This is a genomic window from Luteolibacter yonseiensis (genome assembly GCF_016595465.1).
Lineage (GTDB): Bacteria > Verrucomicrobiota > Verrucomicrobiia > Verrucomicrobiales > Akkermansiaceae > Luteolibacter > Luteolibacter yonseiensis.
On sequence record NZ_JAENIK010000011.1, the window covers coordinates 136,422 to 160,273 of the forward strand.

General features: G+C 61.3%; 18 protein-coding genes. 8 read left to right on the plus strand and 10 right to left on the minus strand.

The features are described 5' to 3' along the window. The first annotated feature begins 12 nt into the window (after positions 1-12). The 3 genes from JIN84_RS10315 (at position 13) to JIN84_RS10325 (ending at position 6,810) form a co-directional block, all read left to right on the plus strand. Positions 13-2,355, plus strand: a complete 2,343-nt coding sequence (locus tag JIN84_RS10315) for a mechanosensitive ion channel family protein (RefSeq protein ID WP_200350965.1) — start codon at positions 13-15, stop codon at positions 2,353-2,355. Beyond that, positions 2,352-3,368, plus strand: coding sequence for a bifunctional diaminohydroxyphosphoribosylaminopyrimidine deaminase/5-amino-6-(5-phosphoribosylamino)uracil reductase RibD (gene ribD, locus JIN84_RS10320; protein ID WP_200350966.1), 1,017 nt, complete (start codon positions 2,352-2,354; stop codon positions 3,366-3,368). The genes JIN84_RS10315 and ribD overlap by 4 nt, the downstream gene beginning before the upstream one ends. A gap of 121 nt (positions 3,369-3,489) precedes the next feature. After that, on the plus strand, positions 3,490-6,810 hold the full coding sequence (locus JIN84_RS10325; protein WP_200350967.1) for a HEAT repeat domain-containing protein: 3,321 nt from the start codon (positions 3,490-3,492) through the stop codon (positions 6,808-6,810). A gap of 25 nt (positions 6,811-6,835) precedes the next feature. Here JIN84_RS10325 and bioA read toward each other — a convergent pair whose 3' ends face one another. Beyond that, positions 6,836-8,110 carry an adenosylmethionine--8-amino-7-oxononanoate transaminase gene (gene bioA / locus JIN84_RS10330; RefSeq protein ID WP_200350968.1) on the minus strand — a complete coding sequence of 425 codons (1,275 nt, stop codon included), beginning with the start codon at positions 8,108-8,110 and terminating at the stop codon, positions 6,836-6,838. 106 nt (positions 8,111-8,216) lie between these two features. Between bioA and JIN84_RS10335 the strand changes: the two genes are divergently transcribed. Further along, the gene (locus JIN84_RS10335) at positions 8,217-9,659 is read left to right on the plus strand and encodes a hypothetical protein (protein ID WP_200350969.1); all 1,443 of its coding nucleotides are present in this window, start codon (positions 8,217-8,219) and stop codon (positions 9,657-9,659) included. A 10-nt stretch (positions 9,660-9,669) separates the two neighbouring features. On the opposite strand, the gene JIN84_RS10340 is transcribed toward JIN84_RS10335, so the two are convergent. Then, positions 9,670-12,420, minus strand: a complete 2,751-nt coding sequence (locus JIN84_RS10340; protein ID WP_200350970.1) for a toll/interleukin-1 receptor domain-containing protein — start codon at positions 12,418-12,420, stop codon at positions 9,670-9,672. A gap of 147 nt (positions 12,421-12,567) precedes the next feature. On the opposite strand from JIN84_RS10340, the gene JIN84_RS10345 reads away from it, so the two are divergent. Continuing rightward, positions 12,568-14,214 carry a peptide chain release factor 3 gene (locus JIN84_RS10345; protein ID WP_200350971.1) on the plus strand — a complete coding sequence of 549 codons (1,647 nt, stop codon included), beginning with the start codon at positions 12,568-12,570 and terminating at the stop codon, positions 14,212-14,214. A gap of 7 nt (positions 14,215-14,221) precedes the next feature. On the opposite strand, the gene JIN84_RS10350 is transcribed toward JIN84_RS10345, so the two are convergent. The 3 genes from JIN84_RS10350 to JIN84_RS10360 form a co-directional block, all read right to left on the minus strand. Continuing rightward, the gene (locus JIN84_RS10350; protein WP_200350972.1) at positions 14,222-15,742 is read right to left on the minus strand and encodes a DUF4139 domain-containing protein; all 1,521 of its coding nucleotides are present in this window, start codon (positions 15,740-15,742) and stop codon (positions 14,222-14,224) included. 73 nt (positions 15,743-15,815) lie between these two features. Then, positions 15,816-17,195 (minus strand): magnesium transporter, encoded by a 1,380-nt coding sequence (gene mgtE, locus JIN84_RS10355; RefSeq protein ID WP_200350973.1) that lies wholly within the window; start codon positions 17,193-17,195, stop codon positions 15,816-15,818. A gap of 127 nt (positions 17,196-17,322) precedes the next feature. Further along, a complete protein-coding gene (locus tag JIN84_RS10360) occupies positions 17,323-18,237 on the minus strand; it encodes a histone deacetylase family protein (RefSeq protein WP_200350974.1) in 915 nt (304 codons plus the stop codon). A gap of 120 nt (positions 18,238-18,357) precedes the next feature. Here JIN84_RS10360 and JIN84_RS10365 point away from each other — a divergent pair, with 120 nt between their 5' ends. Beyond that, a complete protein-coding gene (locus JIN84_RS10365) occupies positions 18,358-19,413 on the plus strand; it encodes an acyltransferase family protein (protein ID WP_200350975.1) in 1,056 nt (351 codons plus the stop codon). 13 nt (positions 19,414-19,426) lie between these two features. Here JIN84_RS10365 and JIN84_RS10370 read toward each other — a convergent pair whose 3' ends face one another. From JIN84_RS10370 to JIN84_RS10380, 3 genes are all read right to left on the minus strand, one after another. Continuing rightward, entirely contained in the window at positions 19,427-19,732 is a 306-nt protein-coding gene (locus JIN84_RS10370) for a type II toxin-antitoxin system RelE/ParE family toxin (protein ID WP_234043492.1), read from the minus strand. Positions 19,733-19,737: 5 nt separating this feature from the next. Next, entirely contained in the window at positions 19,738-19,956 is a 219-nt protein-coding gene (locus JIN84_RS10375; RefSeq protein ID WP_200350977.1) for a hypothetical protein, read from the minus strand. Between the two features lie 66 nt (positions 19,957-20,022). Next, on the minus strand, positions 20,023-20,397 hold the full coding sequence (locus JIN84_RS10380; protein ID WP_200350978.1) for a DUF2237 family protein: 375 nt from the start codon (positions 20,395-20,397) through the stop codon (positions 20,023-20,025). Between the two features lie 39 nt (positions 20,398-20,436). On the opposite strand from JIN84_RS10380, the gene JIN84_RS10385 reads away from it, so the two are divergent. Then, a complete protein-coding gene (locus JIN84_RS10385) occupies positions 20,437-21,417 on the plus strand; it encodes an ABC transporter permease (protein ID WP_200350979.1) in 981 nt (326 codons plus the stop codon). Here the strand turns inward: JIN84_RS10385 and JIN84_RS10390 are convergent. Together JIN84_RS10390 and JIN84_RS10395 are read right to left on the minus strand one after the other, a co-directional pair. After that, positions 21,414-21,848, minus strand: a complete 435-nt coding sequence (locus tag JIN84_RS10390; RefSeq protein WP_200350980.1) for a Minf_1886 family protein — start codon at positions 21,846-21,848, stop codon at positions 21,414-21,416. The genes JIN84_RS10385 and JIN84_RS10390 overlap by 4 nt on opposite strands. A gap of 131 nt (positions 21,849-21,979) precedes the next feature. Beyond that, positions 21,980-23,392 (minus strand): FAD/NAD(P)-binding protein, encoded by a 1,413-nt coding sequence (locus tag JIN84_RS10395; protein WP_200350981.1) that lies wholly within the window; start codon positions 23,390-23,392, stop codon positions 21,980-21,982. A gap of 263 nt (positions 23,393-23,655) precedes the next feature. Between JIN84_RS10395 and JIN84_RS10400 the strand changes: the two genes are divergently transcribed. After that, a complete protein-coding gene (locus tag JIN84_RS10400; RefSeq protein ID WP_200350982.1) occupies positions 23,656-23,841 on the plus strand; it encodes a YezD family protein in 186 nt (61 codons plus the stop codon). The last annotated feature ends 11 nt before the right edge of the window (positions 23,842-23,852 follow it).

Consider the following 23,852-nt stretch of genomic DNA (forward strand, 5'->3'; position numbering starts at 1 on the left):
GAACCCGGAGCCATGTTGTTTCAAAAAACTTCCTTCAAGCTGAAGCTGGCCTGCCTGCTCGCGGCCGTGCTCGCTTTTTCCAACGAATCTCCCGCCGATGCGCCGGGGCTGAAAAAGGTGTTGGAAAGCATGGGGGACCAGAAGTCCACACCCTCCGGGGAAAAACCGGATGACCGTCTGGCCCGCCTCCAGCAGTGGAGAAAGGAAGGGGCCGAGTCCATCGCCCGGTTCGATGATCCCGCGGCGGCGGCTTCGCTGCCCGCCGGCATCACGCCCCAGGATCTGGAAGAGCGCCGGAATGAGGCGGAGCAGACGGTCCAGAACATCGACAGGTATCTCAAGTCGCTGGATGTGGCGGTTTCCGAAAGCAAGGCTCTGGAGGCCACCCGCAAGGAGACGGATGCCTGGGTAGGCTTCAAGGAGCTTCCTCCCTACTCGATCCTCATGCTCGACGAACTGCGGAACGAGCAGGATGCCATGCGCGGCAAGCTTTCGTCCCATGAGTCGTCGATGGTCGTCTTCCAGCGTGCTCTCGCCCCGTTGCTGGTGGAAACGCGGGCGAACGAGGAGGCCGCGAACAAGCTGCCGGTCGATGGGGATGATGCCGTGAAGTGGAGGCGGGACGCCTCGCAGGCCAAGGCCCGGCAGTTCGCGGTGCGTGTCGGTTTGATCCAGACCAGCTGCGAAATTCTCGGCTACCAGATAGAAAGCACCAGGGCCGAGCTCGCGCTGCTGGACCGGAAAATCAAGATCGCCCGCTCAAGCACCCGGTTCGGCAAGGAAGATCTGGCGAAGATCGAATCCGCCAGCTCCGAGAGAAAAGCGGCGCTCACCAAGGAACTCGACGCGGTCCAGAAGCGCCAGAAATCCGCCACCACGGCGCGCAAGCAGGAACAATCGGCGCTTGATGCCCTGCTTGCCTCCGCTCCGGAGGGGAAAGCGCCGGAGGGCCTCGACCTCGCGAAATTCCGGATGGATCTCGCGAACGAGCGGGTGGACACCCTTGAAGCCGTGGCCGAGGCGTTTGAAAACCTCCGCCAGTTGGAAGCCATGATCCTCAGCTCCTATCAGGAGCGGAAGTCCTGGTATGACGCCGCCAAGCCGGACTCCCGCACGAAATCACTGCTCGCATTGCGTGATCTGCGGGACCGCCTCAATGCTTGGCAGGTTTTCATCGAGAACGAGATTTCCGGCATCAATGCGGATCTGAGCAGGCTGGATTCGCGCTACGCCTCGACCGATCCGTCCGACCCGAAAGCTCCCTTGATGGCCGAGCAAAGGAAGGGCAAGGCGGAGAAGCTCGCGGTCTTCCAGCGGATTTCCCGTTCCGTCGGAAGCCACTTGAAACTTCTGGAACGGTGGATCGTGGATTTCACACCGAGGGATAAGAAGACGATCAACCAGCAGCTCACCGAATCCGCCACCGAGGCCTGGGATCTGTTGCTGCGGATCTGGTCCTTCGAGGTCACGAGTTCGGAGGAAAAGGTGGAGGTCCAGGGGCAGGTCATCACCACCAAGGTGCCGGTCACGCTGGGCGGGTTGCTGCGGGCGCTGTTCTTTTTCACCATCGGTTACGCCATCCTCGCAAGGATCGCGAACCGGATCCAGGGCACCATCACCCGCCGTGGCCACATCGCGGAAGCGCAGGCGAAGACGTTGAGGAACTGGGCGATGATCGTGGCCGCCGTCTTCCTGGCGATCGGCACGCTTTCGCTGCTGAAAATCCCGATCACCATCTTCGCCTTCTTCGGGGGCGCGCTCGCCATCGGTCTTGGTTTCGGTTCGCAGACCCTCATCAAGAATTTCATCTGCGGCATCATCGTGCTTTTCGAGCGCAAGATCCGCGTGGGCGACATCGTGGACGTGGGCGGGCTGTCCGGAACCGTCTCGGAAATCAACACCCGTTCCTCCGTCCTGCGCGGTGGCGACGGCAAGGAGACGCTGGTGCCGAATTCGTTTTTCCTCGAAAACCGGATCACGAACCTGACGCTGTCCAACCGGCGGGTGCGGCGCACGCTTTCGGTGCGGGTCGCGCACGGATCCTCCCCGCAGACGGTCAGCACCATTATCAAGGAATGCGTGGAGCGTCATGGATTGATCCTGAAAGAGCCCGCGCCGGTCATCACCTTCGAGGACATTACGGACAACGCCTATGTCTTCACCGCCTTCTACTGGACGGAGTTCAACGACAAGACGAATGGCGACGTCGTGGCCAGTGACATCCGTTTCATGCTGGAGAAGCGCTTTTCCGAAGCCGGCATCGAATTCGCCGGTGCCAAACAGGACTTTCCGGTGCGCACCGACCAACCTCTCCAGCTCGAATGGATCGGCAACTCCAACAGTCCGCTGGCATGAGTGATGACGTGCTCCGGATGCGGGCGGCGCTGGACGAAGCCCGGAAAGGGATCGGCCGGACCGCGCCGAATCCCCCGGTGGGCGCGGTGATCGTGAAGGATGGCGTGGTGTTGGGCAAAGGCTGGCACCGCAAGGCAGGGGAGCCCCACTCCGAGCGCGAGGCCCTTGCGGATGCCCGTGGCAAGGACGTCCGTGGTTCCACCATCTACGTCACGCTTGAGCCTTGTTCCACCCATGGCCGCACTCCTCCCTGCACCCAGGGCCTCATCGAGGCTGGAGTGAAACGGGTGGTTTACGCCTGTGTGGACCGCAACCCGGATCACGCCGGACGTGCGGACGAACTTCTGACCGCCGCAGGGATCGAGGTGGTCTCCGGTGTCTGCGCGGATGAGGCGGAAAAAATCCTCCGCCCGTTTTTCAAGGTTCGCGAGACCGGACTGCCATGGGTCATCTGGAAGACCGCGATGAGCCTCGATGGCCGCATCACCCGGCCGCCCGGCGAGGGCCAATGGCTCACCGGCGATCTCGCCCGCGCGGACGTTCAGAAACTCCGCTCCACCGTGGACGCCATCCTGACCAGCGGCGAGACGGTGCGCCGTGACAATCCCGCGCTGACCATCCGCGTGCCGGAGTTGCTTGAAGGCCGCACCCAGCCGTGGCGCGTCGTCGCCACGGACAAGCCGGAAACGATGCCTTCGGACGCGCCGTTGTTTTCCGACGAATGGAAGGAACGGACCCTGATCCGTCCGCGTCATGATCTGGAAAAAACCCTGCGCGGCCTGGTGAAGGAGCAAGGCGTTCTCACCGTGATGGTGGAAGCCGGGGGCGTCTTTTCCGCCGCGCTCTTCGAAGCCGGACTCGTGGACGAGGCCGTCATCTATTACGCTCCGATTCTCTGCGGTGGTCCCTCGCCCGGATTGGCTGGGAATGGGCTGCGGGAGTCTCTGAAGATGGAGGAAGTGGAGTTCCGGCAGCTCGGGAATGATGTGAGGGTGAGCGGGCTGGTGAAATGATCGTCGGAGCGGGGTTGCCTGACCCGCATTCTCGACACATCGGTTCGATCGGCTAGGTTGTCGGACTGTGAGCGGTATTTCCAATCTGATTTCGAGACAGGGACTCGCGGTTGCTTGTGTGATGATGTTTTTCCCGTGCGGGCATTTGACGGCGCAGGGGATCGACAGGCTTCCAGAAGCCTTGTTGTCGGGTCATGAGCGATATGAGGCGGACTGGAACCAGATCCTGGAAGACCGCATCAAGGCGGGGGAACCCATGCCGGGATGGTCCGATCCCGGGTTGGACAGGCCGGGTGTTCCCGCGGATCGGGCGGAACCACTGGAGCACCTCGCTTTCTGGCTGCGGTATGGCGGCGGTTCGATGCCCACGGCTGAGGCACGGCGGAGGATATTGGAAGCCATCCGCATGGATGTGGCCGCCACGCCACAAGTGCTGCGGTTCCTGCCGCAGGATAAACCTTCGGCACGGATTGTCGCGGAGCTTCTTCCCAAACTGCCGGCCTATCTGGACGAGGATGGGGAAAAAGCCCGTGAGACGAGGGCATGGGTTTATCAATACTCCGGGCTGCTGAGGGACGAAGTGCTGGCGGATTGCCAGAAGGCGAGGTGGCGGCTCTATCAGGATCGAAACGGCAGCGATCCTTCCTTGAATGCGCTGATGGCGCGTGAACCTGCCGAAGCCAACCGACTTTTCAAGACTCTCATGGAAGGCTCCGATCAAGGGCTCGCGGTGGTCGCCGCCCGGCTGTTGCTGGAGATGGCACCCGGTGAAGAGTCCTTCCGCCGGAAATTGATCGAGGCGGCGTCCTCCCCCGTTTCGCCGGATGAAGTCAAGGAGATCGCGGTCGAGACACTGGTGTCCCAAAAGTGGGAGGGCAGGGAGTCCTGGATTCTGGACAGTCTCGGACAAGAGGGTGTCTTGGAAGCCATTTGGTTTTGGAATGGGATTCGTAACGAACCGGATCGCTGGATTCCCTTGTTGGCGGGGAAACTCGAAAAACCTGGTATGGCCAGAAACAGGGCTGTCGAGCTGCTCGTGTGGTTCGACCGTCCGGATTCCATCCGTCCGCTTCTGCCGTGGCTGAAAGACCGCGACTGGAGTTTCGCTTCCGAGGACGGGTTGAAGAGCATGATCGGGAGCTTGGCCAAGCTGGATATCCAGGAGTGCGCGGACGGCCTCGTCCAATGGGTGACGGAAGACAACCCCGCTGAAACCAAGACATGGGCTGCGGACGCGCTGGTCCGTTACAAGCGGGCCGATGCGGTTCCCGTCCTCAAGCGGCTGCTGTTGGAATTCGGCAACACCGACAGGTATCATCGGGGCGTGGTCTTTCAATCCATCCAGAAGCTCGGTGGCTTCGAACCGGAGGAAACCGTCGCTGCTCTGGAAGCCTATTTCAACGCCTTTCCTGAGACGCCGCACGAGTTGGGGACGGTTGAGGGTGCGATGCGGAGTGACAACCCTCTCATCCATGACGGAGCGGGCTTCGCGAACGCTCTTCTCCAGACTTCACCGGAACTGCTCTCCGCGATCGAGCGGCGTGCGGACGTTGTGGAAAAGGACAACCCGGTGCTGGCGAAACACCTCCGCCAGCTCGCCGTGCGATATTTCGCCGCCGGCGCAGGCCGCATCCTGGCAAAGGAACTTGAGGAGGGGAGGCTGGACGAGCCCGGACTTGTGCTGGGTCTCACCTATCGGCGGGAGAAGAATCCGCTGTGGAATGGCGGAGATTTCCGCGAACCGGCAGGGAAACCAGGAACCGTTGGCGGACTGGCCTCGGTCCTTTCCGGAGATGGCGGACTGATGCATGCCGCCTTGGCGCGCGACGACGGTGGCTCGCGGCTGGCGGTCCTGGCCGCGGCGACCTTCACCGGAGACCTGTTGGATCTCGGGCAGGTGCGGAAGCTTCTCGACGAGGAAAATGAGGAACTCGCGGATGCCGCATGGAGTTATCTGCTCAACCGGGCGGATCTGGCGGCGCTCGCGGTGGTGGATGAGGTGAAAACAGCGAAAGAGCCGGATATCAGTATGGCCTACAAATTGATGAACACGTCCCGGGCTGATCAGGATCTGGTCCGCTCTATTTCGGGAATCTCCGTACCGCCGGGCGAAGTGATGTCCCTGTTTCACATGTCAGGAGGACAGGGGGAGCGGAGCGTGCTTTTTTACCCGGAGCGCGCATTCGCAATCCAGGATTTTGGCGAGGGACGCCGTGGCATCTGCGAATTGAATGACGCCCAGATTGCCCGGCTCAAGGACTACAGTATCCGCTACAGGATCGATGACCTGCCGTCCATGCGCATGCCTGTGTCCGATGGCGTTCGTCTCGGATATGCGCACGTGACATCGACACGGAGAAGATTTTTCGTGATGGGCAGCCCCGCCGGTTCGCTTGAAGAACTCCGGATGTACGACGACAGGAAGTATAGCGAAGGCAGCGTGGTTTACGCGGGACTCATCGGGCTGTTTGAAAAGCTTTTCAACGAACTCGATCTGAAAATCCATCGTGGGGACGGAGTTGAGGTTCTGACGCCCCGGGAAAGAGGGCATGTCGGCACCGTGTGGAAAAAGGGAGGAGATCTGCGCGTGTTTGTGAACAGCGTGGTCAAAGGCGCTCCCGGGTTCTGGCAGCGGGTGGATGAGAAAACGGGTGCGTTTCTCGGTGCGGCGGACGAGCCGCCGGAAGTTCCCAGACTGGAAACATGGCAGGTATTGTTTCCCGGTTCCGGAAAGGAGGATGATCCCGAAATCCATCCTTGGCAGGTAAGAAGCGGAGACGCGTTCGTCCACAGCGGGCGCTTCAAGGATGCGGACGGCCTCTGGCTGTGTCGTGCGGGGAAAGATCCGGAGCTTCTGTTGGAAGGATTTTTTCACGGGGAAAGAGTGTCCTCGGATGGCAAATGGTGCGTGGTCGTGAAGAGGTCCGGCAGCGCGATGACAGAGGCGCAGAAGGTCGTCCGCATCAATCTGGAAACGAAAGAAACCTTTCCCCTGGATCTGGAGGAAGCCGGGTCGTTCAGCCCTATCGCATTCATCAACGGAAGCGGGAAATTCCTCATCCGCAGGGCCCGTCAGATTCTTCCTCTTTCCGGTGGGGAACGCATCGGACCGGAGGCGGCCGAATATCATTTGCTGAATCCGGCCGATGGATCGTCACAGCTCGTGAAAGGCGACTTCATTCCACTCAAGAGAAAGCTGTCCCGACCGCTGCAGGCCGGTGCGAACCCGCTGGCGGGTTGGGCCACGAAAGCGGAGAAGTTGATGGAAGGCGCGGTTACCCGTGTGGGTCTTTATGATTCGGGAGACTTCAAATTCAAGACCGCGCGTGAGGTCAAGGGCATCGCCTTCGAATCCACCGACATGTGGGTGGACGAGGAAAAGCGGGTCATCCATGCCGTGGCAGATGGAGATCTTGTGAAGATCCCGTTGGATGGGAAATGAGACCGGCGGACGGACGTCTCCATTCTCATGGCAGCGAGGAGTCCAGGGCTGCGATGGCGGAATCAATTTCCTCCAGCGACGTGCGAAGCGGCGGCATCAGCACGATGGTGTCGAGAATCGGGCGGGTGAGCAGGCCATGGGCCCGGGCCGCCTGGCAGATGGCTTCGCCGAAACGTTCGCCGAGCGGGAATTTCTCACCATCCGGGCGGCGGAGTTCGATGCCGGCGATGAAACCACATTGACGGATCTCGTGGATGACGGGGTGGCGGGATTTGAGGGTGGCGAGCCTGCTTGAAAGACGGGAGATTTTCTCCGGCAGACGGGCCAGGGTTTTTTCCGTTTCGAAAACGTCGAGGCTGGCGAGCGCTGCGGCGCATCCCAGCGGATTCGCGGTGTAACTATGTCCGTAGTAGAAAGCCTTTTCCGCGTCTCCGAGGAAGGCGTCGTAGATTTTTCCGGTGGTGAGCGTGGCGGCCATCGGCAGGTAGCCGCCGGTGAGGCCTTTCGCGAGACAGAGGAAATCCGGGATCACCTCCTCATGCTGGCAGGCGAACATCCTTCCGGTGCGGCCGAAGCCTGTCATCACTTCGTCGAGGATGAGGTGGACGCCCGTTTCATCACACCATTCGCGCAGTTCCGCCAGCATGCCGCCGCGCCACGGGCGCATCTCGTTGACGCCCTGGATGAGCGGCTCGATGACGACGCCGGCGATTTCCTCCGGTGACAACGCGCGGAGTTCATCAAGGGTGGCGACGTGCCGCACGCGATAGCCGGTATTGCGGAACCGTTCGAAGAAGCGTCCCACTCCGCCGAGCGATGCCGCTCCCAGCGTGTCGCCGTGGTAGCCGTTGGAAAAGGCGACGAATTGGTTCCTGTCCGGCGCGCCGGTTTGCATCCGGTACTGCACCGCCATCTTCAGCGCGCATTCCACGGCGGTGGAGCCGTCGTCGGAAAAAAAGACACGCTCCAGGGTGTTCTCCGGGAAAAACGCGCAAAGCCGGGTGGCCAGTTCCGCGGCGAGCGGGTGGGTGAAGCCGAGGAATGACGAGTGGGAGATTTTTCCGAGCTGCTCCAGGATGGCCGCATTGATCGCGGGGTGGGCGTGACCGTGGATGTTCGTCCAAATGGAGGAATTCCCATCCAGGTATTTCCTGCCCTCCGAATCCCACAGCCATGATCCCTCTCCACGCGTGATGACGAGCGGCTCATGGCCGCGCGCGCACCACTCCGCCTGACGGGTGAAGGGGTGCCAGCAGCGGGCCTGGTCTTGCTCGATCCATCGTCGGGTGTCCTCTCGCATGCCGCGAGGATGTGAAACGCCAGGCCCGGCGCAAAGCGGGAATTGACAGGCCGCCGGAGCTTGTAGGGAAATGAACCATGCGTTCTGAAGAAAGCCCCCGGATCGGATGAAAGCCAGTGACCCGACATTGTTCAGGAGGGCCTGGTTCATCGGCTTCGCGGGCCATCGTCAGGTGGATGATGCAGCCACCTTGAAAGCGGTGATCCGCAAGGAACTCGACGATTTTTCCGCCAGTCTGAATGGAGATGTGGTGGGCCTGGCCAGTGCCGCGGCGGGGGCGGACCTGTTGTTTCTGGAAGCTTGTGAGGAGGCCGGGCTGCGGACGGTGGTCATCCTGCCTTTCGCGGAAGAACGTTTTTCCGCGGATTTTGACGACCCATCGGAGTGGCGGAAGGCGCAGGCCAGGATGGCGGCGGCGACGTGGTGTGAGGTCGCACCGGGAAATGAAGACGCCCCGGAAGCGTATCATGTGGTGGCGAGGGAGGTGCTTGAAGTGGCGGACCGCATGCTTTTCGCATGGAACGGATTGCCCGCGAGAGGCCGCGGCGGCACTGCGGAAACAGTGGCGGAAGCGGAGAAATGGGGCGTGCCCTCCCGCATCATCAACACGGCCACTCTTGAGGTCCGCTGGCAGGCCGGCTCCGCGCCGGAAGCGGTGGAGGATGTGCATTTCCACGATCTCCCGGCGGGACGTACGGTGGCGGAGGTTTTTGAAAAACTGGACCACCGCGCGGTCTCACGGGCTCCGAGGTCCAGGTGGTTCGCGGCGGGCTCGATGTCGGTGAACCATCTGGCGACATTTTTGCAGGCGGTGCTGGTGGTGTTTTTCCTTTCCGCGGGAAAGGACATCGGAGCGGCGGTCAAGTTCCTGATGGCGATGGTGGCGGCGGCCTTGCCATGGGTGGGCACGCGGTTGAGGATTCAGGAAGGCTGGGTGGAGGACCGGGTGAGGGCGGAGTTGTTGAGGTCCCTCATGGCATCGCATGAGCCGGGCAGCCCGTTGAGGCCGCCGGGGCTGGAATTGTTCGAGAAGGACGCTCCTTTCATCCGCAGCGCGGCGCTGCGTCTGGTATCCGAGCGCAAGGGCTGGCAGGCCGCACGCGATGCCTACCTGAAGGAACGCATCGACGATCAGATCGGCTTTTTCAAATCCAAGGGCGGCCAGGCATCCCGCAAGATGCGGGTCTTCGGCAAGGTGTTCTGGTTCGCCTCGTGGGGTGCCGTGGTTTTCACCGGAGCCACCGTTCTGACGAACCTGATGGTGCTTGGTAAAATGTGGAAAGTCCCGCCGCAATGGGACACCTGGGGGATGGAGTTCATTCCCTCCGTGCTGCCGGGGATCGCCGCATGGAGCATGGCGATCATTTCAATCTTCGAATTCAAGCGCCGCGCCGGGCTTTACCGGCAGCTTGTGGGAACCCTGCAACAAATCCGCCCCAAGCTCGCGGAAGCCCGATGCGCGAGTGCGGTGCAGGTCATTATCCGCCAGTGCGAGCGGTTGTTGCTGAACGAACTGTGGGAGTGGCAGGGACAGCGGCGGAAGAAGTAGCGCCACGCCTTCACGGCGCTGCGATCGCCTTCAGCACGGCATCCCGAACGGTTGCCGGGTCCGTGTGGATGGGGGCGAGGTTGCCATCCGCCTGCAACTTCTGTCCGGCAAGCGCCTCGGCGAGATCCGGAATGAGTGGCAGGACTGCGGCGGGCGGGATCAATTGCAGGTAGGCGTTCACCGATTTCGGTACTTCTTTGCCGTATTGGCCGAAGAGCAGGAATCTACCATCGCTGCTGAACTCCGCGTGGGATTCCGGGACTTCATCCGTGGCGATGTTGTTGTAGGAAACCCGACGCCCGGTGAGCGGCTTGCCGCTGGCGAGATCCCACAACGTGAAGCCATAGACTCCGACGTTGGGCGGAACCCACTGGAAGCTGCGGGTCAGGGCGAGCCTGCCATCGGGCGAAAGCGAGCTGAGCAACGTGGTATCAGCGGCGGTGTCGCCGTCAAAAAGAGGTGACTCGTCGATGACCGGATGGACCAGCGCGTTCTGGGTCGTATCCCAGATTTCCGTCGTGAAGAACTCCGTTTGGACCAGGATTTTAGGACCATCAAGGAAACGGACGAAGGCGATGGGGGCGGAAAACCGGTGGTTCCACAGCACTTTACCGGAGGGCGGCGCTTCGATGAGCTGGAGTTCGGAGCCGTTCACCACCCGCAGCTCAAGCTTGTCCCGGTGGTCGCCGGGCGGTGGAGGAGCTTCATTCTCGCCGGAGGGCCGGATTTCTTCGAAGCCGGACGCTTCGTTCATGACGAGCGATTTTTGCTCCGGTGCGGGAGCGGTCGGCGGCTTGGAGTAAGTCCAGCCGGTGGTCTTCCCATCGTCCAACAACGCGCTGATTTTTTCGGGTGAATCGATCTTCAATCCACCGATCCCGCTGGGCGCCGTGATCGGCCATGCGGGTATTTGCTCCTCGAACAGGCGGGAAATGCGGATGGATCTGTCCGCCGCGGCACTCGCGAAAACACCGGAATCCACGTCGATGGCGGCCACGTTGACCGACTGCGCGTGCGGATGGACGAGGGGCGGGGTCATCGAAGCTCCTTCTTCCTCCGTATACAACGAGTGGACGGAGGCGTTTCCTCGATTCGACAGCGTGACGAGCAGGGGCCCCGGACGCTTGCCACCTGAAACGAACCACACATCGTTGAACGCGCCGCCCTGGTAATTTGGCTGGGCTCCATCCGCCGGGATGGATTCGCCGACTTTTTTTCCGTGATCGACGTCCCATACCTCGACGTATTGGGGCATCCTCCAGGGAGAAGCGATGATCGCGGCAAACCTCCCATCCGGTGAAAGCGTGGCACCGACGATGCCGCTGAGATAATAATCACCTTCGTAAACCACGTCATGCCACGCGCCGATCGGTTTTCCCGTGGTTTCCCAGAACCGGAATGAGACGTGTCCGCCTTCTCCCGGGATGAAGTTGCTGATCACGGTGATGCAGCGTTTTCCATCAGCGCTTTCCGCATACCAGGTGGGAGCGAGTGTCTCCGCGCCCAGTTTCACATTTTGAAAGGCAGGCGGAGGTTCGATGGACGACAGGTGTTTCTGATAGGAGGCTGGCGGTGTTTCCTGATTTTCCGTCGGCAGCCAGAACGGCTGGTGTTGGAACAAGATCCAGGTCCGGATGGCGGCGGATTCGTGTCCGGAACGGGCGGAGCGGGCGAGGTAGGCAAGCCCCGCACGGGCGGTGGAGGAGTCCGAGAGGCGGTTGATGCCTTCTTGGAAATCCGAGGTGGCGAGCGTGGCCACGGCCTGTCGTTTTTCGGTATCCGCCAGATTTCGGGCGGTTTCGGCTTCCCCCTGTGCCGTCACGGCGACGGACCGCTGCTCGTCCGCCTCGACGCGGCGGGCATCGGCGAGCGCGCTGGCCTTTACAGCCGCCTGGCGTTGGGTGGTGGCTTCCTTGCGCTTTTCGTTGGCCATCCAGCCGAGCACTCCGGCGGCGATCGCGAGAACGGCGAAAACCGAGCTCAGCATCGTCAGCACGCGGGCTCGCTGGCGGGCGCGTTGGAGCTGCCGCACCTTGTCCCGACGGGTGAGTTCACCCAGCGGCATGCCGATGGCACCGGCGATGACTTTCAATTTCGCGAGTTCCAGGCGTTCGGCGTATTCCCGCACGGCGGCGGAGCGTTCCACCCGGGACATGCCCTGTTTCTCCAGTGCGATCTCGTAGGCCGCCGCGGTGGTCCAACCCTGTCCGGAATGCCCGCCGGGCCGGCAGTCCGCGGCGATGGGTTCGGTGCGGGCGGACCAATCCAGCACACCCTTGTCATCAGGCACGCCGAAGCGCAGAGGCTCGGGAAAACACTCCGCCGCAGCGCCGAGACGTGCGATTTTTTCCGGATCGTCGGAAGCGTTCGGCTCGCCATCGATGATCAGCGCGAGGATGCGGCTGCTTTTTCCGATCTCCTTGAAATAGCGGATCTCGTCGGCGACGAAACGCGATTGCACCGCGCGGGGAGAACACAGGACCACCAGCAGCGAGCTGTTTTCCAAGGCGCGGCGGATGTTGTTCGAGAGATCCGCGTCGGCGGGCAGCTCCTCCTCGTCGCGAAAAACCGGGTAGAGTGTGGCCGGGACAGGTTCGTCGCGCAGGTTGGTTTTGCCGACCAGATCCACCGGGATGTCGTAGTTCTCCACGCTCTCGTGCAGCCACGTCGCCCATTTCCGGCCCATCTCCAGGTTGTCCGCATGGCGGTAGGAAATGAACATCGCATAACGGCGCGGTTGCGGAGGGGGAGTGATCGACATCGGGGGCGGAGGATTTCGCCCGAATCTGGTCAAGCAATCGTCCCCACGCAAGGTCGGAGAGCGGTGGCCGGTGGCCGAAATCCGCGGCAAATTTATCCAGACTTGATCCCAAGCGCGGCGGCGGGTAGTCCCTGCGGCCCGATTTCCATGTCCGCCTCACCTTACTCCATTCCGTCGCCCGCCCTGCAGCGTGAGGTGAAGCGCCGCCGTTCGTTCGCGATCATCTCCCACCCGGACGCCGGAAAGACGACGCTCACGGAAAAATTCCTGCTTTACGGCGGCGCGCTCAATCTCGCCGGAAGCGTCACCGCGCGGAAAAACCAGCGCGCCACGACCTCGGACTGGATGGATCTGGAAAAACAACGGGGCATCTCCGTTTCCTCCACCGTCCTGCAGTTCGAATACAAGGATTGCGTCGTGAACATCCTCGACACTCCGGGGCACAAGGACTTCTCGGAAGACACCTACCGGGTGCTCACCGCCGTGGACGCCGCCGTCATGGTGGTGGATGCCGGCAAGGGTATCGAGAGCCAGACGAGGAAACTTTTCGAAGTCTGCCGCCGCCGCGGCGTGCCGATCTTCACCTTCATGAACAAGCTGGACCGCCCGGCCCGGCCCTCGATGGACCTTCTGGACGAGCTGGAATCCGTGTTGGGAATCCACGCATTCCCCGTAAACTGGCCGCTCGGTGACGGTCCGCGCTTCCGGGGCGTGTATGACCGCGAACAGAAGCAGGTGCACCTTTTCGAGCGGACCGCGCACGGGGCGTATCGCGCGCCGGTGAGCGTGCGGGGCATCGAGGACGAGAATGTGAAGGCCGCGATGGAGGAGGCGACCTATTCACAGGTCTGCGACGAACTTGAATTGCTGGAAGGTGCCGGTGCCGGGTTCGACTTGGGAAAAGTCCTCGCCGGAGAACTCACTCCGGTCTTCTTCGGCAGTGCGGCGAACAACTTCGGTGTGCAGCTCCTGCTGGACCGTTTCCTCGAACTCTCGCCGCCACCGATGCCGCGCGAAAGCGGGGAAATGATCATCGATCCGGCGTCGGAGGAGTTTTCCGCCTTCGTTTTCAAAATCCAGGCGAACATGAACCCGAAGCACCGCGACCGGATCGCCTTCGTGCGGATCGTGTCCGGCAAGTTCGAGCGCGACATGGACGTGCTGAACGGCCGTACCGGAGACCGGGTCCGCCTCGCCAATTCGCAGCGCCTCTTCGCCCGCGACCGTGAGACGGTGGATGACGCGTTCGCCGGCGATGTGGTGGGACTTGTCGGGAACTACGACCTGCTCATCGGCGACACGCTTTCCTCAAAGCCCGGCGTGACATTCGATGAGATCCCGCGCTTCGCGCCGGAGTGTTTTTCCTTCCTGCACAACAAGAGCACCGCGAAATACAAACGCTTCCGGGACGGCCTTGCACAGCTTCTCAAGGAAGGCGTGGCGAGCGAGTTCACGCTGATCGACAACGAAGGACCCCAGATCCCGTTGCTCGGGGCGGTCGGACCGCTCCAGTTTGAGGTGCTGCAATACCGCTTGGAAGGCGAATACGCGGCGGAAACCCGCATCGAGCAGGCGAACTGGTCGCTCGCCCGCTGGTTGAAGCCGAAAGAAGGTGATCCGCTCGCGCCGGACGCGCGGCCGGCGCTGTCGCTCGGCGCCGCGCTTGCGAGGGACTCCAACGGCTGGTTGGTCGCGCTGCTGCCGAGCGAGTGGGCCTTGAAGACGTTTTCCGACAAGAATGAGGACTGGATCATTTCCGAACAGCCGTTCCCGCCGCCGGCGGTGATCAGGTGAGCGGGATTTATTTCCAGTTGTACCTCACGCGGTAGCTCACCGTCCGTTCCTCGTCCGGCTTCAGCGTGACGCGGAACCGGATGTTGCGGGCGTCGGCCTTTTCAAAATCGTCGGATTTCTGGATGATCTCCCAGTTCAGTCCGCGATAGAGCTGTTCCTCCACCTGTACCTCGACGGGAGTTTTCTTGCGGTTGCGGAGTTTGATCTCAAACGACTCTTCCGCCTGATCCTGATTGTTGTTGAGGAGATAATCGGTGCGGGTGCGGCTGCCGACAATGTCGAAGGCATCTCCGGTGTAGATGCGGACATCTTCGCCTTGGGGTGTGTGGTCGATGGTGTTTTCCCCGGTGAATTCCGGGCGGCCGTCGGCGTCGTCCTGCTTGTAGAAGCGGGTGCGTCCCTTGGGCAGGGGAATGCCAAGGCCGTTTTCCCTGGTGTTCTTGAACTCCTTCATCACCCAGACCTTGGGATTCGACTTGGTGCCGAAATTCCTGTCCTCCCGGAAATTGTCTTCCGACCACCCCCGGTAGTTCTGCCACGGGATGCTCGCCCCGTTGTAGACATACAGGGTCTTCGCCTTCACGCCGGTCGCGCGGAGGAATTCAACCTGCTTCGTCTCGCGGTTCCGCAAGGTGGTGGGATTGGGGAGCGAATACAGGTGGTATTCGTCGAAGGATTTTTCCGTGACCTCGGTCGCCTGTTTTGCTTCGAGTCGCATGTCGCTCCTGCCCGCATACCCCACGGCTCCGCCTTCTCCCGGTTGGATCTTGTTCACATCCCCCGCCATGAGCTTGAGCACGGCCTTTTCGAATGTCTGGCCGGACTGGTTGTCGACGGAAACCCAGCCGACCAGATCCAGAGTGTCGCCGTTTTCCGGGGAGATGAGATTGTAGGCCGCCTCCCAGCTCATGCCGCCGGTGACGTAGCTGAGTTCCGCATCGAGTTTGGTGGTGCTGTCGCTGGCGAGCTGCCAGCTGACCGTGGGCTTGAGGATGGTGTCGTCTCCCACGGAGGGAAACAGCGGTTCGCCGGGTAACGAGAAACGCAGCTGCCCGTTCACTTCGATGATCGGAGAACCTCCGGTCTGGGGATTTCCGTAGACCGTCTGGGAATTATAGAATTCGTGGCCATAGCGTTGTGCAGCGGACGCGTTGGGAGTGTAGCCGGAGCGGATGATCTTTCCCCGGATGGTGGTCTCGCGGCCGTCGGGGTTCCGCGTGAGGAAATCGATTTCCTTGCCTTCGTTGAGCGAGAGGAGAAGTCCCTGGGAAAGCACGTCCGCACGGTAGCTCTGTTCGAGGATGCGCAGATCCACCTTGCCGGCAGGATCCCGGAGCACGACCGAATCAGGTTCGAGATGGAGGGTCGCCCCGGTGTAGACGGCGGAGTTGGTTCCTTGCTTGAGGTCCAGAGCCACCTTGTCGCGGACGACCGCGAAGTTCTGGTTGTAGATTGTCAGCGCGGGTTGCGACGACAGAATGGAAGTGCAGGCGAGGCTTGTGAGTGCGGTGAGTCGGTTGATTTTCATAAGCTGGTTCGCGATGAACCTATCACCAAGACGCGACAAATCCAGATTCCTTAGAATTTGGCCGGAACGGGGCTCACAACAGAGTGCCATGCAGCACCACCCCTGCCACGGCGAAGTAAATGATCAGGCCTGTCACGTCCACCAGTGTGGCGACAAACGGGGCTGAAGACGTCGCCGGATCGAGACCGGCGCGTTTGAGGAGAAACGGCAGCATCGATCCCGAAAGGGTGCCCCACAACACCACCCCTATCAGCGAGATGCCCACGGTCGCGGCCACCAGCGGCCAGTGGGGGCCGTACATGTCTGAAAAAGCCGACCATGCGGCGATGCGGATGACGCCGATCGCCGCGAGAATGAGCCCGAGGATGAGTCCGGACAGGATTTCCCGCCGCATCACCCTCCACCAGTCGGCCAGTCCCACTTCCCCGATCGCCATCGCCCGGATGATCAGCGTCGCGGCTTGGGAGCCGCTGTTTCCTCCGCTCGAAATGATGAGCGGGACGAACACGGCGAGGATGACGGCTTTGGAGATTTCGTCCTCGAAATGGCCCATCGCCGTGGCGGTCAGCATTTCTCCGACGAACAGCACGATGAGCCAGGTGGCGCGCTTCTTCACCAGCCGGGCGAGCGAGATGTCCATGTAGGGCTCGTCGAGCTGCTCCATACCACCGAGTTTCTGGATGTCTTCGGTGGCTTCCTCTTCTGCGACATCGAGGATGTCGTCCACCGTCACGATTCCGACGAGGCCGCCATGGCCGTTGACAACAGGAAGCACGGTGCGGTCGTATTTTCTAAAGGAGGCCACCGCCATTTCCCGGTCATCCATGGCATTGAGAGAGATGAGAACGTCGCCGGGCAGGTCCTTCACGAGTGTTTCCAGCGGAGAGAGGAGGATACTGCGGATACGGACTTCGTTGATCAGCTTTCCCGTGGGATCGACCACATAAAGCACGTTCAATGTCTCCCGATCACGGCCATGGTTGCGGATGTGGTCCAGCACCTCCCGCATGCTCCACTCCGCCCGGAGCGTGAGATATTCGGAGGTCATCATCCTTCCGATGCTGTCTTCGGGGAAATCCAACAATCGCAGTGCGACCATCCGCTCTTCGGGAGAAAGGGATTCCACCAGTCTTGCGCAGACCGAGGTGGGAAGTTCTTCCAGCAGCGCCGTCCGGTCGTCCGGAGACATCGCTTCGAGGATGCGGGCGGCCTCTCTATCCCCCAGGGAACGGATCAGCGACTCCTGGGCCTCTACGGGTAGATATTCGAAAACCTCGGCCGCAAGCTCCATCGGCAGCAGCCGGAAAAGCGCCGCCCGCTCGGAAGGCTTGAATTTCACGATCTCCTCCGCGGAGTCCGCCGGGGCGAGACCGGACAAGGCGGCCCGGATTCCCATGAAGTTCCGCGAGACAAGCATTTCCGCCAAAATCTCGGACGTTCGATTCTTCCTCATGCGCGTGAAGGGTGGGAAACAAGGAGGCCCGGAATGGAGGGCGGAACCGGTGAAGGCAAGCGGAATCAGTTGCGACAAGACAGGTAATCCCACTCAATGAACCAGCGGGCCAGGCACAAAAAGCCGGTCACAGTCCCCTGAACTCGCTGGCCAGCTTCTTCGCCGTGGCCACGGTGTTCCGATGGAGTTTCGCCGTGAACTCGGGCTGGCGGTTGTAGCCTCCGCCGTAGAGCACCGCGACCGGGATCCTGTTCCTGATGAACGCGCTCAGCAGGACCTCGTCACGGCGCTGGATGTCCTTCAGGGAGAGATGCATCTGGCCGAAGCGATCGTTGCGGTGGTTGTCCGCTCCGGAGATCCATATGACAAGATCCGGGGAAAACGCGTCAAGGGCGCCCGCGAGGCTGACAAAGAGTTGTTTCAGATACATCTCGCCCTCGACGTAGCGGACGGTCTCGATGTCGAGGGTGCCTTCGATTTTTTTCGTCGGATAATTTTTTCCGACGTGGATCGAATAGGTGAAAACGCGCGGATCGTTTCCGAGCAGGGCGGCGGTGCCGTTTCCCTGATGGGCGTCCGTATCCACAACCATGATCCGGATGTTCGGTTGCTTGTCCTGCAGATCGCGGATGGCGATGGCGACGTCGTTGAAGACGCAGTATCCCTCGCCGTGTTCGCGGAAGGCGTGGTGGGTGCCGCCGGCGAGGCAGACGCCGACCCCTTCCGCGAGCGCGGCGTGGCAGGCGAGACGCGTCGCCTCCACCTCGGTGATGCTGCGGCGGTAAAGCTGCGGGGTGACGGGCAGGCCGAGCAGGAGTTGTTCCTTGCGCCCGAGCTGGCCGGATTCGATCTTGCGGATATAGTCCTGTTCGTGCACCCGCTGGAGCAGATGAATGTCGGCGGTGCGGACCTCGATGATCTCCTCGGGCCTGAGGATGCCGCCCTCGAGAAGCATGTCCTTCGAGACGCGGAACTTGTCCATCGGGAACGGATGTCCGGCCGGCAGATCGAGTTCAAGCTCCTGTGAATAAAAGCAACGCATGGTCCCGCCGCTACCAAACAGCGGATGGACCGGAATTCCAAGCGGTATTTGGCAGGGAAAGCGGCCAACGGTTTCGCCAGCATTGCACTCTCCAACGGCTCATGACAATCTCCGCGAAATTTGGCGGCGACTCGAAATACCCAACTGGACGGATGGCGCGCCCTCGCCGTGCTGGGCGTGATGTGCCAGCACTGGTTGCCCGCGAAATGGCACGGGCCGTTTCCGTTTGAAATCGGCCTGTTCTTCTTCCTCACGCTCACCGGCTTCCTCATCACCCGGATCCTTCTGCGCGAGCGCACGGCGGCGGAAGCGCAGGGCGGGAAATGGCGGGCGAGGACGTATCTCCATTTTCAAAAACGGCGGATGATCCGCATTCTGGTGCCGTGCTACTCGGCGATGCTTTTCGCCATCGCGGTGGGAGCGCCGGACATCCGCGCGCATTGGCCCGCCTACTTCGGACACTGGTCGAATTTTCACATGGCCTGGTTGGACGGCTGGCCATCCGGAACGGCGCATTATTGGACATTGGCGATCCAGATGCAGTTCTATCTGGTCTGGCCCCTGTTGGTTTTTTTGGTTCCCCGTCGAGGGCTGACGGCGGCTTTCCTGACAGCGGCGGCGCTGGCTCCTCTGACGCGGCTGGTGCTGGCGGAATGGTTTCCCGCGATACACCACGGCGAAGCCATCTCCTCGTCAGCTCTGGATTATTTCGGTATCGGCGCGCTTCTCGCCCTTGCCATGGATCGCGGGATGGAGGTGGGAGACAAGCGGCTGCGGCGCGCGGCATGGGCCGCTTTCGCCGGATATGTGACACTTTATTCGCTCGGTGAAGCGGGCAGGTCGGTGGCGGGCCTGTGTTATGTCCAACAAACCTTGGTTTCGGTGGCCTTTGCAGGACTGATTTCAGCAACCTTGGCAGGCATCGGAGGAGGGTTGGGGAAGCTTCTGGAACATCCCGCCGTGCAGCATGTCGGGAAACTGAGTTTCGGCTTTTATCTGTTCCACACGCCGGTGCCGCTGCTGCTGGGCTTTGTGTTGCCGCAGTTGTGGGGACCGTTTTTCACCGGGTGGTGGCAGTTGGTGCGGCTTGGCGTGTTCGGGCTCACCGCCTGGGGCCTTGCTTGGTTGTGCTGGCGGTATCTGGAGTCGTCTTTCACAACGAAGACGGGAAAATGAATGGGGCGTTCCCTCACTCCTGGTTGCGGAGGCGGTTTCTCCAATAACCTGGTTTACGACTGGTATGCATGACGGCCAGTATCTGGATTTCGTCACCTTCGATGCGAAACACCAGGGCGTAGCGGAATCTTCCCAAAAACACCCGGCGTGCCTCACCGTGAAACCGTCGGTAAATCAGCGGCTCATCTCTCGCCCATTGGATGGCTTCCTCCAGAGCGAATTTGAACAATTCACCCTGATAGCTGTCGTCGGATTTGATGTGGTTGGCTGCCGCGATGGCCTCGGCATCCGCCTCCGGATGTATCCGAAATCCCAACATGCCGATCAAACCGCTTTGAAACGGCGCATGAAATCATCTCCCTCGGTCAGCCGGACACGGCCTTCATCGATTTCACGGACCCGTTGGTCGATCTCGTCACGCCATTCGAAACCGACTTCACGATCATCCGGCGGAATCACCAAACTCGCGAATTCGTTCCGCTCCTCTTCGCTCAGACTGGAATATTCTCTGGCGAGACGAAGCACGTTTTCAGATATTTCCATAGGCGAAACATTACCTCGCCATGGCGATTTGGCGAGCTGGAATATCGCCCGCACGGTCCTCCCCATTCACCGTGGTTCGCACGCATGGCTCTTCAGGTCCACCAGATCGATGAACTCGAGCGCGGACTCGTGGGTGGCCTCCAGCACGACGTCCGGGGCGTGGCCGTTCTCGAAAGCCTCCTGCCAGCGGGACGCGCAAAGGCACCACTGGTCTCCGGGGACCAGACCGGGGAAATCGTATTCCGGGCGAGGTGTGCTCAGGTCATTTCCGGACTGTTTTGAAAACCGCAGGAAATCCGCGGTCACCCTCACGCATACCACATGCACCCCCACATCGCCCGCGCCCGTGCGGCAGCAGCCGTCGCGATGCCAGCCGGTGAGCGGGTCGGTGGAACAGGGGCGGAGGACACCGCCGATGACGTTTCTGGTTTCAATGGCCATGTCGTCAGGATAACCCTCCACGGTTTCCCGTCCAGCGGCTTGCACTGCGGAAACAAATCCGTCAGGTTCATCCCATTGGAAAACGCATGGAGAAATGATCTGCCGGACCGGTTCGACCCGATGACGACCAAGGAGCTGCGGCAGAGCCTGCGGCGGGGAAGCTTCATCTACCCGTTCCTGGGCATCCAGATACTCGCGATTCTCGCGATGGTGGGGGAATTCCAGACGGGCCACGCTTCGGAAAGCTCGGAATACACCGGGATGCTCAATCCGGAGCTTCTGGCGACCTCCGGGCTTTTCTGGATGATCGTTTCCGCCATCTGTCTGGTCATCATGCCGTTGAGCGGCGTGATCCTGATGGGACAGGAGCTGGAGGAGGGAAACCACGAGCTTCTTCTCCTGACGAAACTGGACCGCTGGAAAATCGTCATCGGGAAATTCCTGACACTCTGGGGGCTTTGCGCGCTCACCTTCATCTCGCTGATGCCCTACGTGCTGGTGCGTTACATGGTGGGCGGCATCGAGTGGTGGCATGAAGCCGCCTGCGCGGGAACCATCCTCGGTGGCTCCGCGATGATCGGCGCGGGGGCCATAGGAGCCTCGGCTTTCAAACGCATCGGCGTGAGGATCGCGGTGCTGGCGCTGTATCTGGTCTCCATGGTGGCGGGGTGTGCCGCACCTTTGCTGGGGGCGGGCATGCAGAGCGGGAGATGTGGCTTCCTCTATCACTTCACCGCGTTGTGCGCGGTCGTCGCGTTCACCCTCGCGGGTCTGGCGCTCGCCCGCTCGCGCCTGCGTCTCTCGATTCTCGCCTACGAGGTGAACCCTAGCGGCATGATCATCGGCCTGCTGGTTTTCGCTCCATTCGTCATCGGTCTCGTCAGCGCGGTGACCCTCGGGTGGGGCGGCGCCGCCGGACTGATCGGTCTGGCCGTCGTCTCCCTCCGCATGGACATCACCCCGAGGGCTCCGAAGTGGATGCCGCCGCCACCGCCGAACGTGCCGCAGGCCGAGGCCTAGGGAACCATGCGCCGGACACGCGGGGTCTCCCGCGGGTTGGTCCGCCTGGATCGAGGCAGGAAGGGCGTGACCAGCGATTGCTCGAAGTCGAAGACCTCGGAAAAGTCCTCCTTTTTGTCCGAGTCCTGTTTGCCGAACACCTGTTCCTCGATGAGGTGGAAAACCATGTCACCCACGTCCTGGCATTTCCGCACGCTCCACTCGTTCATGAGTGTCGACGCCATCGGTCCGAATTGTTCCAGCGCGAAGTCCCGATAACCGGCGAGCAATTCCGGGCCGGTTACATGGCGCGCATTGCCGCCGTTCGACTCGGAGATCCGCTTCAACGTGAAATCGAGCGCGTCCTTGAGAAAAAAGTAGGCATGAGGGTCAAACCGTCGGTCGCGTTTCAAAATGGAAACGACGGATTGTTCGAATTGCATGGCCTGCATGGTGCCGGAATATGCCGGAAATCGCCGGGCGTGTCAAAGCGGTAAGCGCCGTGACATGGATTTATAGGCAGCGCATGCCCTTTTGGCGAGGGCGCGCGGGCGGTGCGACCGTCCGCGCCGGAATCTTCCCGTCACACCGCTTCCGCGACTTCCTCGGGGAAGCGCTCGCGGTATGCCGATTCCACGCGGGCTGCGAGGGCGGCGGTATGGAGGCGCAGTTCGTGAACCGCGGTCGCTTCATAGAACCTCGCACGCAACATCGGGCCCACCACATACAGCCATTTCGAAGCTTTTCCTCCGCGTCCCACGGCGTGGTAATCCGCAGCCGTTTCCACGCCGAGGCGGCATGCGTCCGCCTTGATGAATCCCCGCCGCAGCAGGTTCTGGATCAGGGGATGGCGGACCATGTCGATGTCCCGGGCAGGCCCCGTCGCGTCGAAAATGTGATCGGCTTCAAGCACCCTTGTCGGCAGATCGCGGTTGCGGGCCGCGAGGCCGAGGCGTTTCTTGTGTTCGCCACGCTCGACATTGACGATCGTGCCCCGGTGCAGCACGAGTTTTCCTGAGGCGATGAGTTCCGTGATCGTTTCGTGCGCCCCGGGGGAACACTGGTGACGGTGGATTTCCCAAAACGGGCTGAGAAAACGCAGGAAACGCTTGCGGTCTTTTTGCGACAGTTCCTGCCACAGGGAAGGTGTGCTTGACCGGATGGCAGCGAAAATGTCCCGCCAGTTGCCGCCCTTGGCCTCGTGCTCCCGGATGACCTCGCGGAAAAGCCGTACGCTCTGGCGGAGATTCGAGTCAGGCAGGTGGTCCAGATCCGGCTCATCCACCGGCGACGCCTGGGCGTAGGGTTGCGGAAGCAGCGCGTTGCGGGAGACGGCGTGGATCGTCCCGGCTTTCCCACGGCGCGTCAGTTCCAGGACCGTGTCCACCATCGTCAGGCCGGAACCCACGATCAACACATCCTGCCCGTTCTCCACGAGAGCGAGCGATGCCGGATCCTTCGCGGGGATGGTGTGGGCGGCCCAGATGGAGGAGGCGAATGCCGATCCTTGATTGCCGGTGGCCAGGATCGCGATCTCCACGGCCAAGGTGCTCTGATCCTTGAAAACCAATCTCGCGGTGCCGGTTTCGTCGATGCCCGTGACATCCACAACACGCTTTTTCTCGACCTTCAGCAGGGGATTGGCCAAGCGGGCTTCGGCGAGGGTGGTCGTCAGGTATTCCCCATAGACCCAGCGGGGGAGGAAATCGCCGGCCCGTGTGTCCTCGTTGTAGGCCCGGCGGGCGTAGGCGAGGAAATGTTCGGGCTGGTCTGCGAAGGCGCTCATCCTGCCGGCGGGGATGTTGAGACACATTCCGGTTTCCGCGGTTTGGTAAGCCAGACCCGGACCTGCTTCGCCACCTTCCTCGAACAGGATGATGGAAACACCCGGCAGGCGCCGGGAAAGGTGGATGGCCGTAAGAGTGCCGCTGAAGCCTCCACCGATGATGGCGATGGGCAGGCTGGGGCGGCTTGATTCGAGTCCGTTGAATTCCATGGCTGTGTGAGGTGTGGTTGGGGAAAAACGATGGGCGTGCGCCGCATCGGATTTAATTCATACCTATCACTAGAGATTCGTCTGTCCAGCCGAATTTATTCTGCTGAACCTCGGATTAAAACTCCAACTTCGCCCGGATTTTTTGACCAATCCTTTATTTTTGGGCAATATTCTACTTGGCATATCGGCCTTATTTCATACCAATAACTCCAGATAACTGAATGCGCCTTGTTTGATTTGTACGAATTTCCCAGATCCATCCGATGAAAACCACTCTTCCCGAAACCGCCAGCGAGGCATGGCTCGAAGTTGTGCGCCAGAAAGTGGCGAGCCTGCGATTTGGTTCCGTGCAGATCACGGTCCATGACGGGCGCGTGACCCAGGTGGAAAGCGTGGAAAAGACGCGTTTCGTCACCCCTCGGGAAGAGGGCGCGAACGGGCAGAAATGAACGGGAGCGGA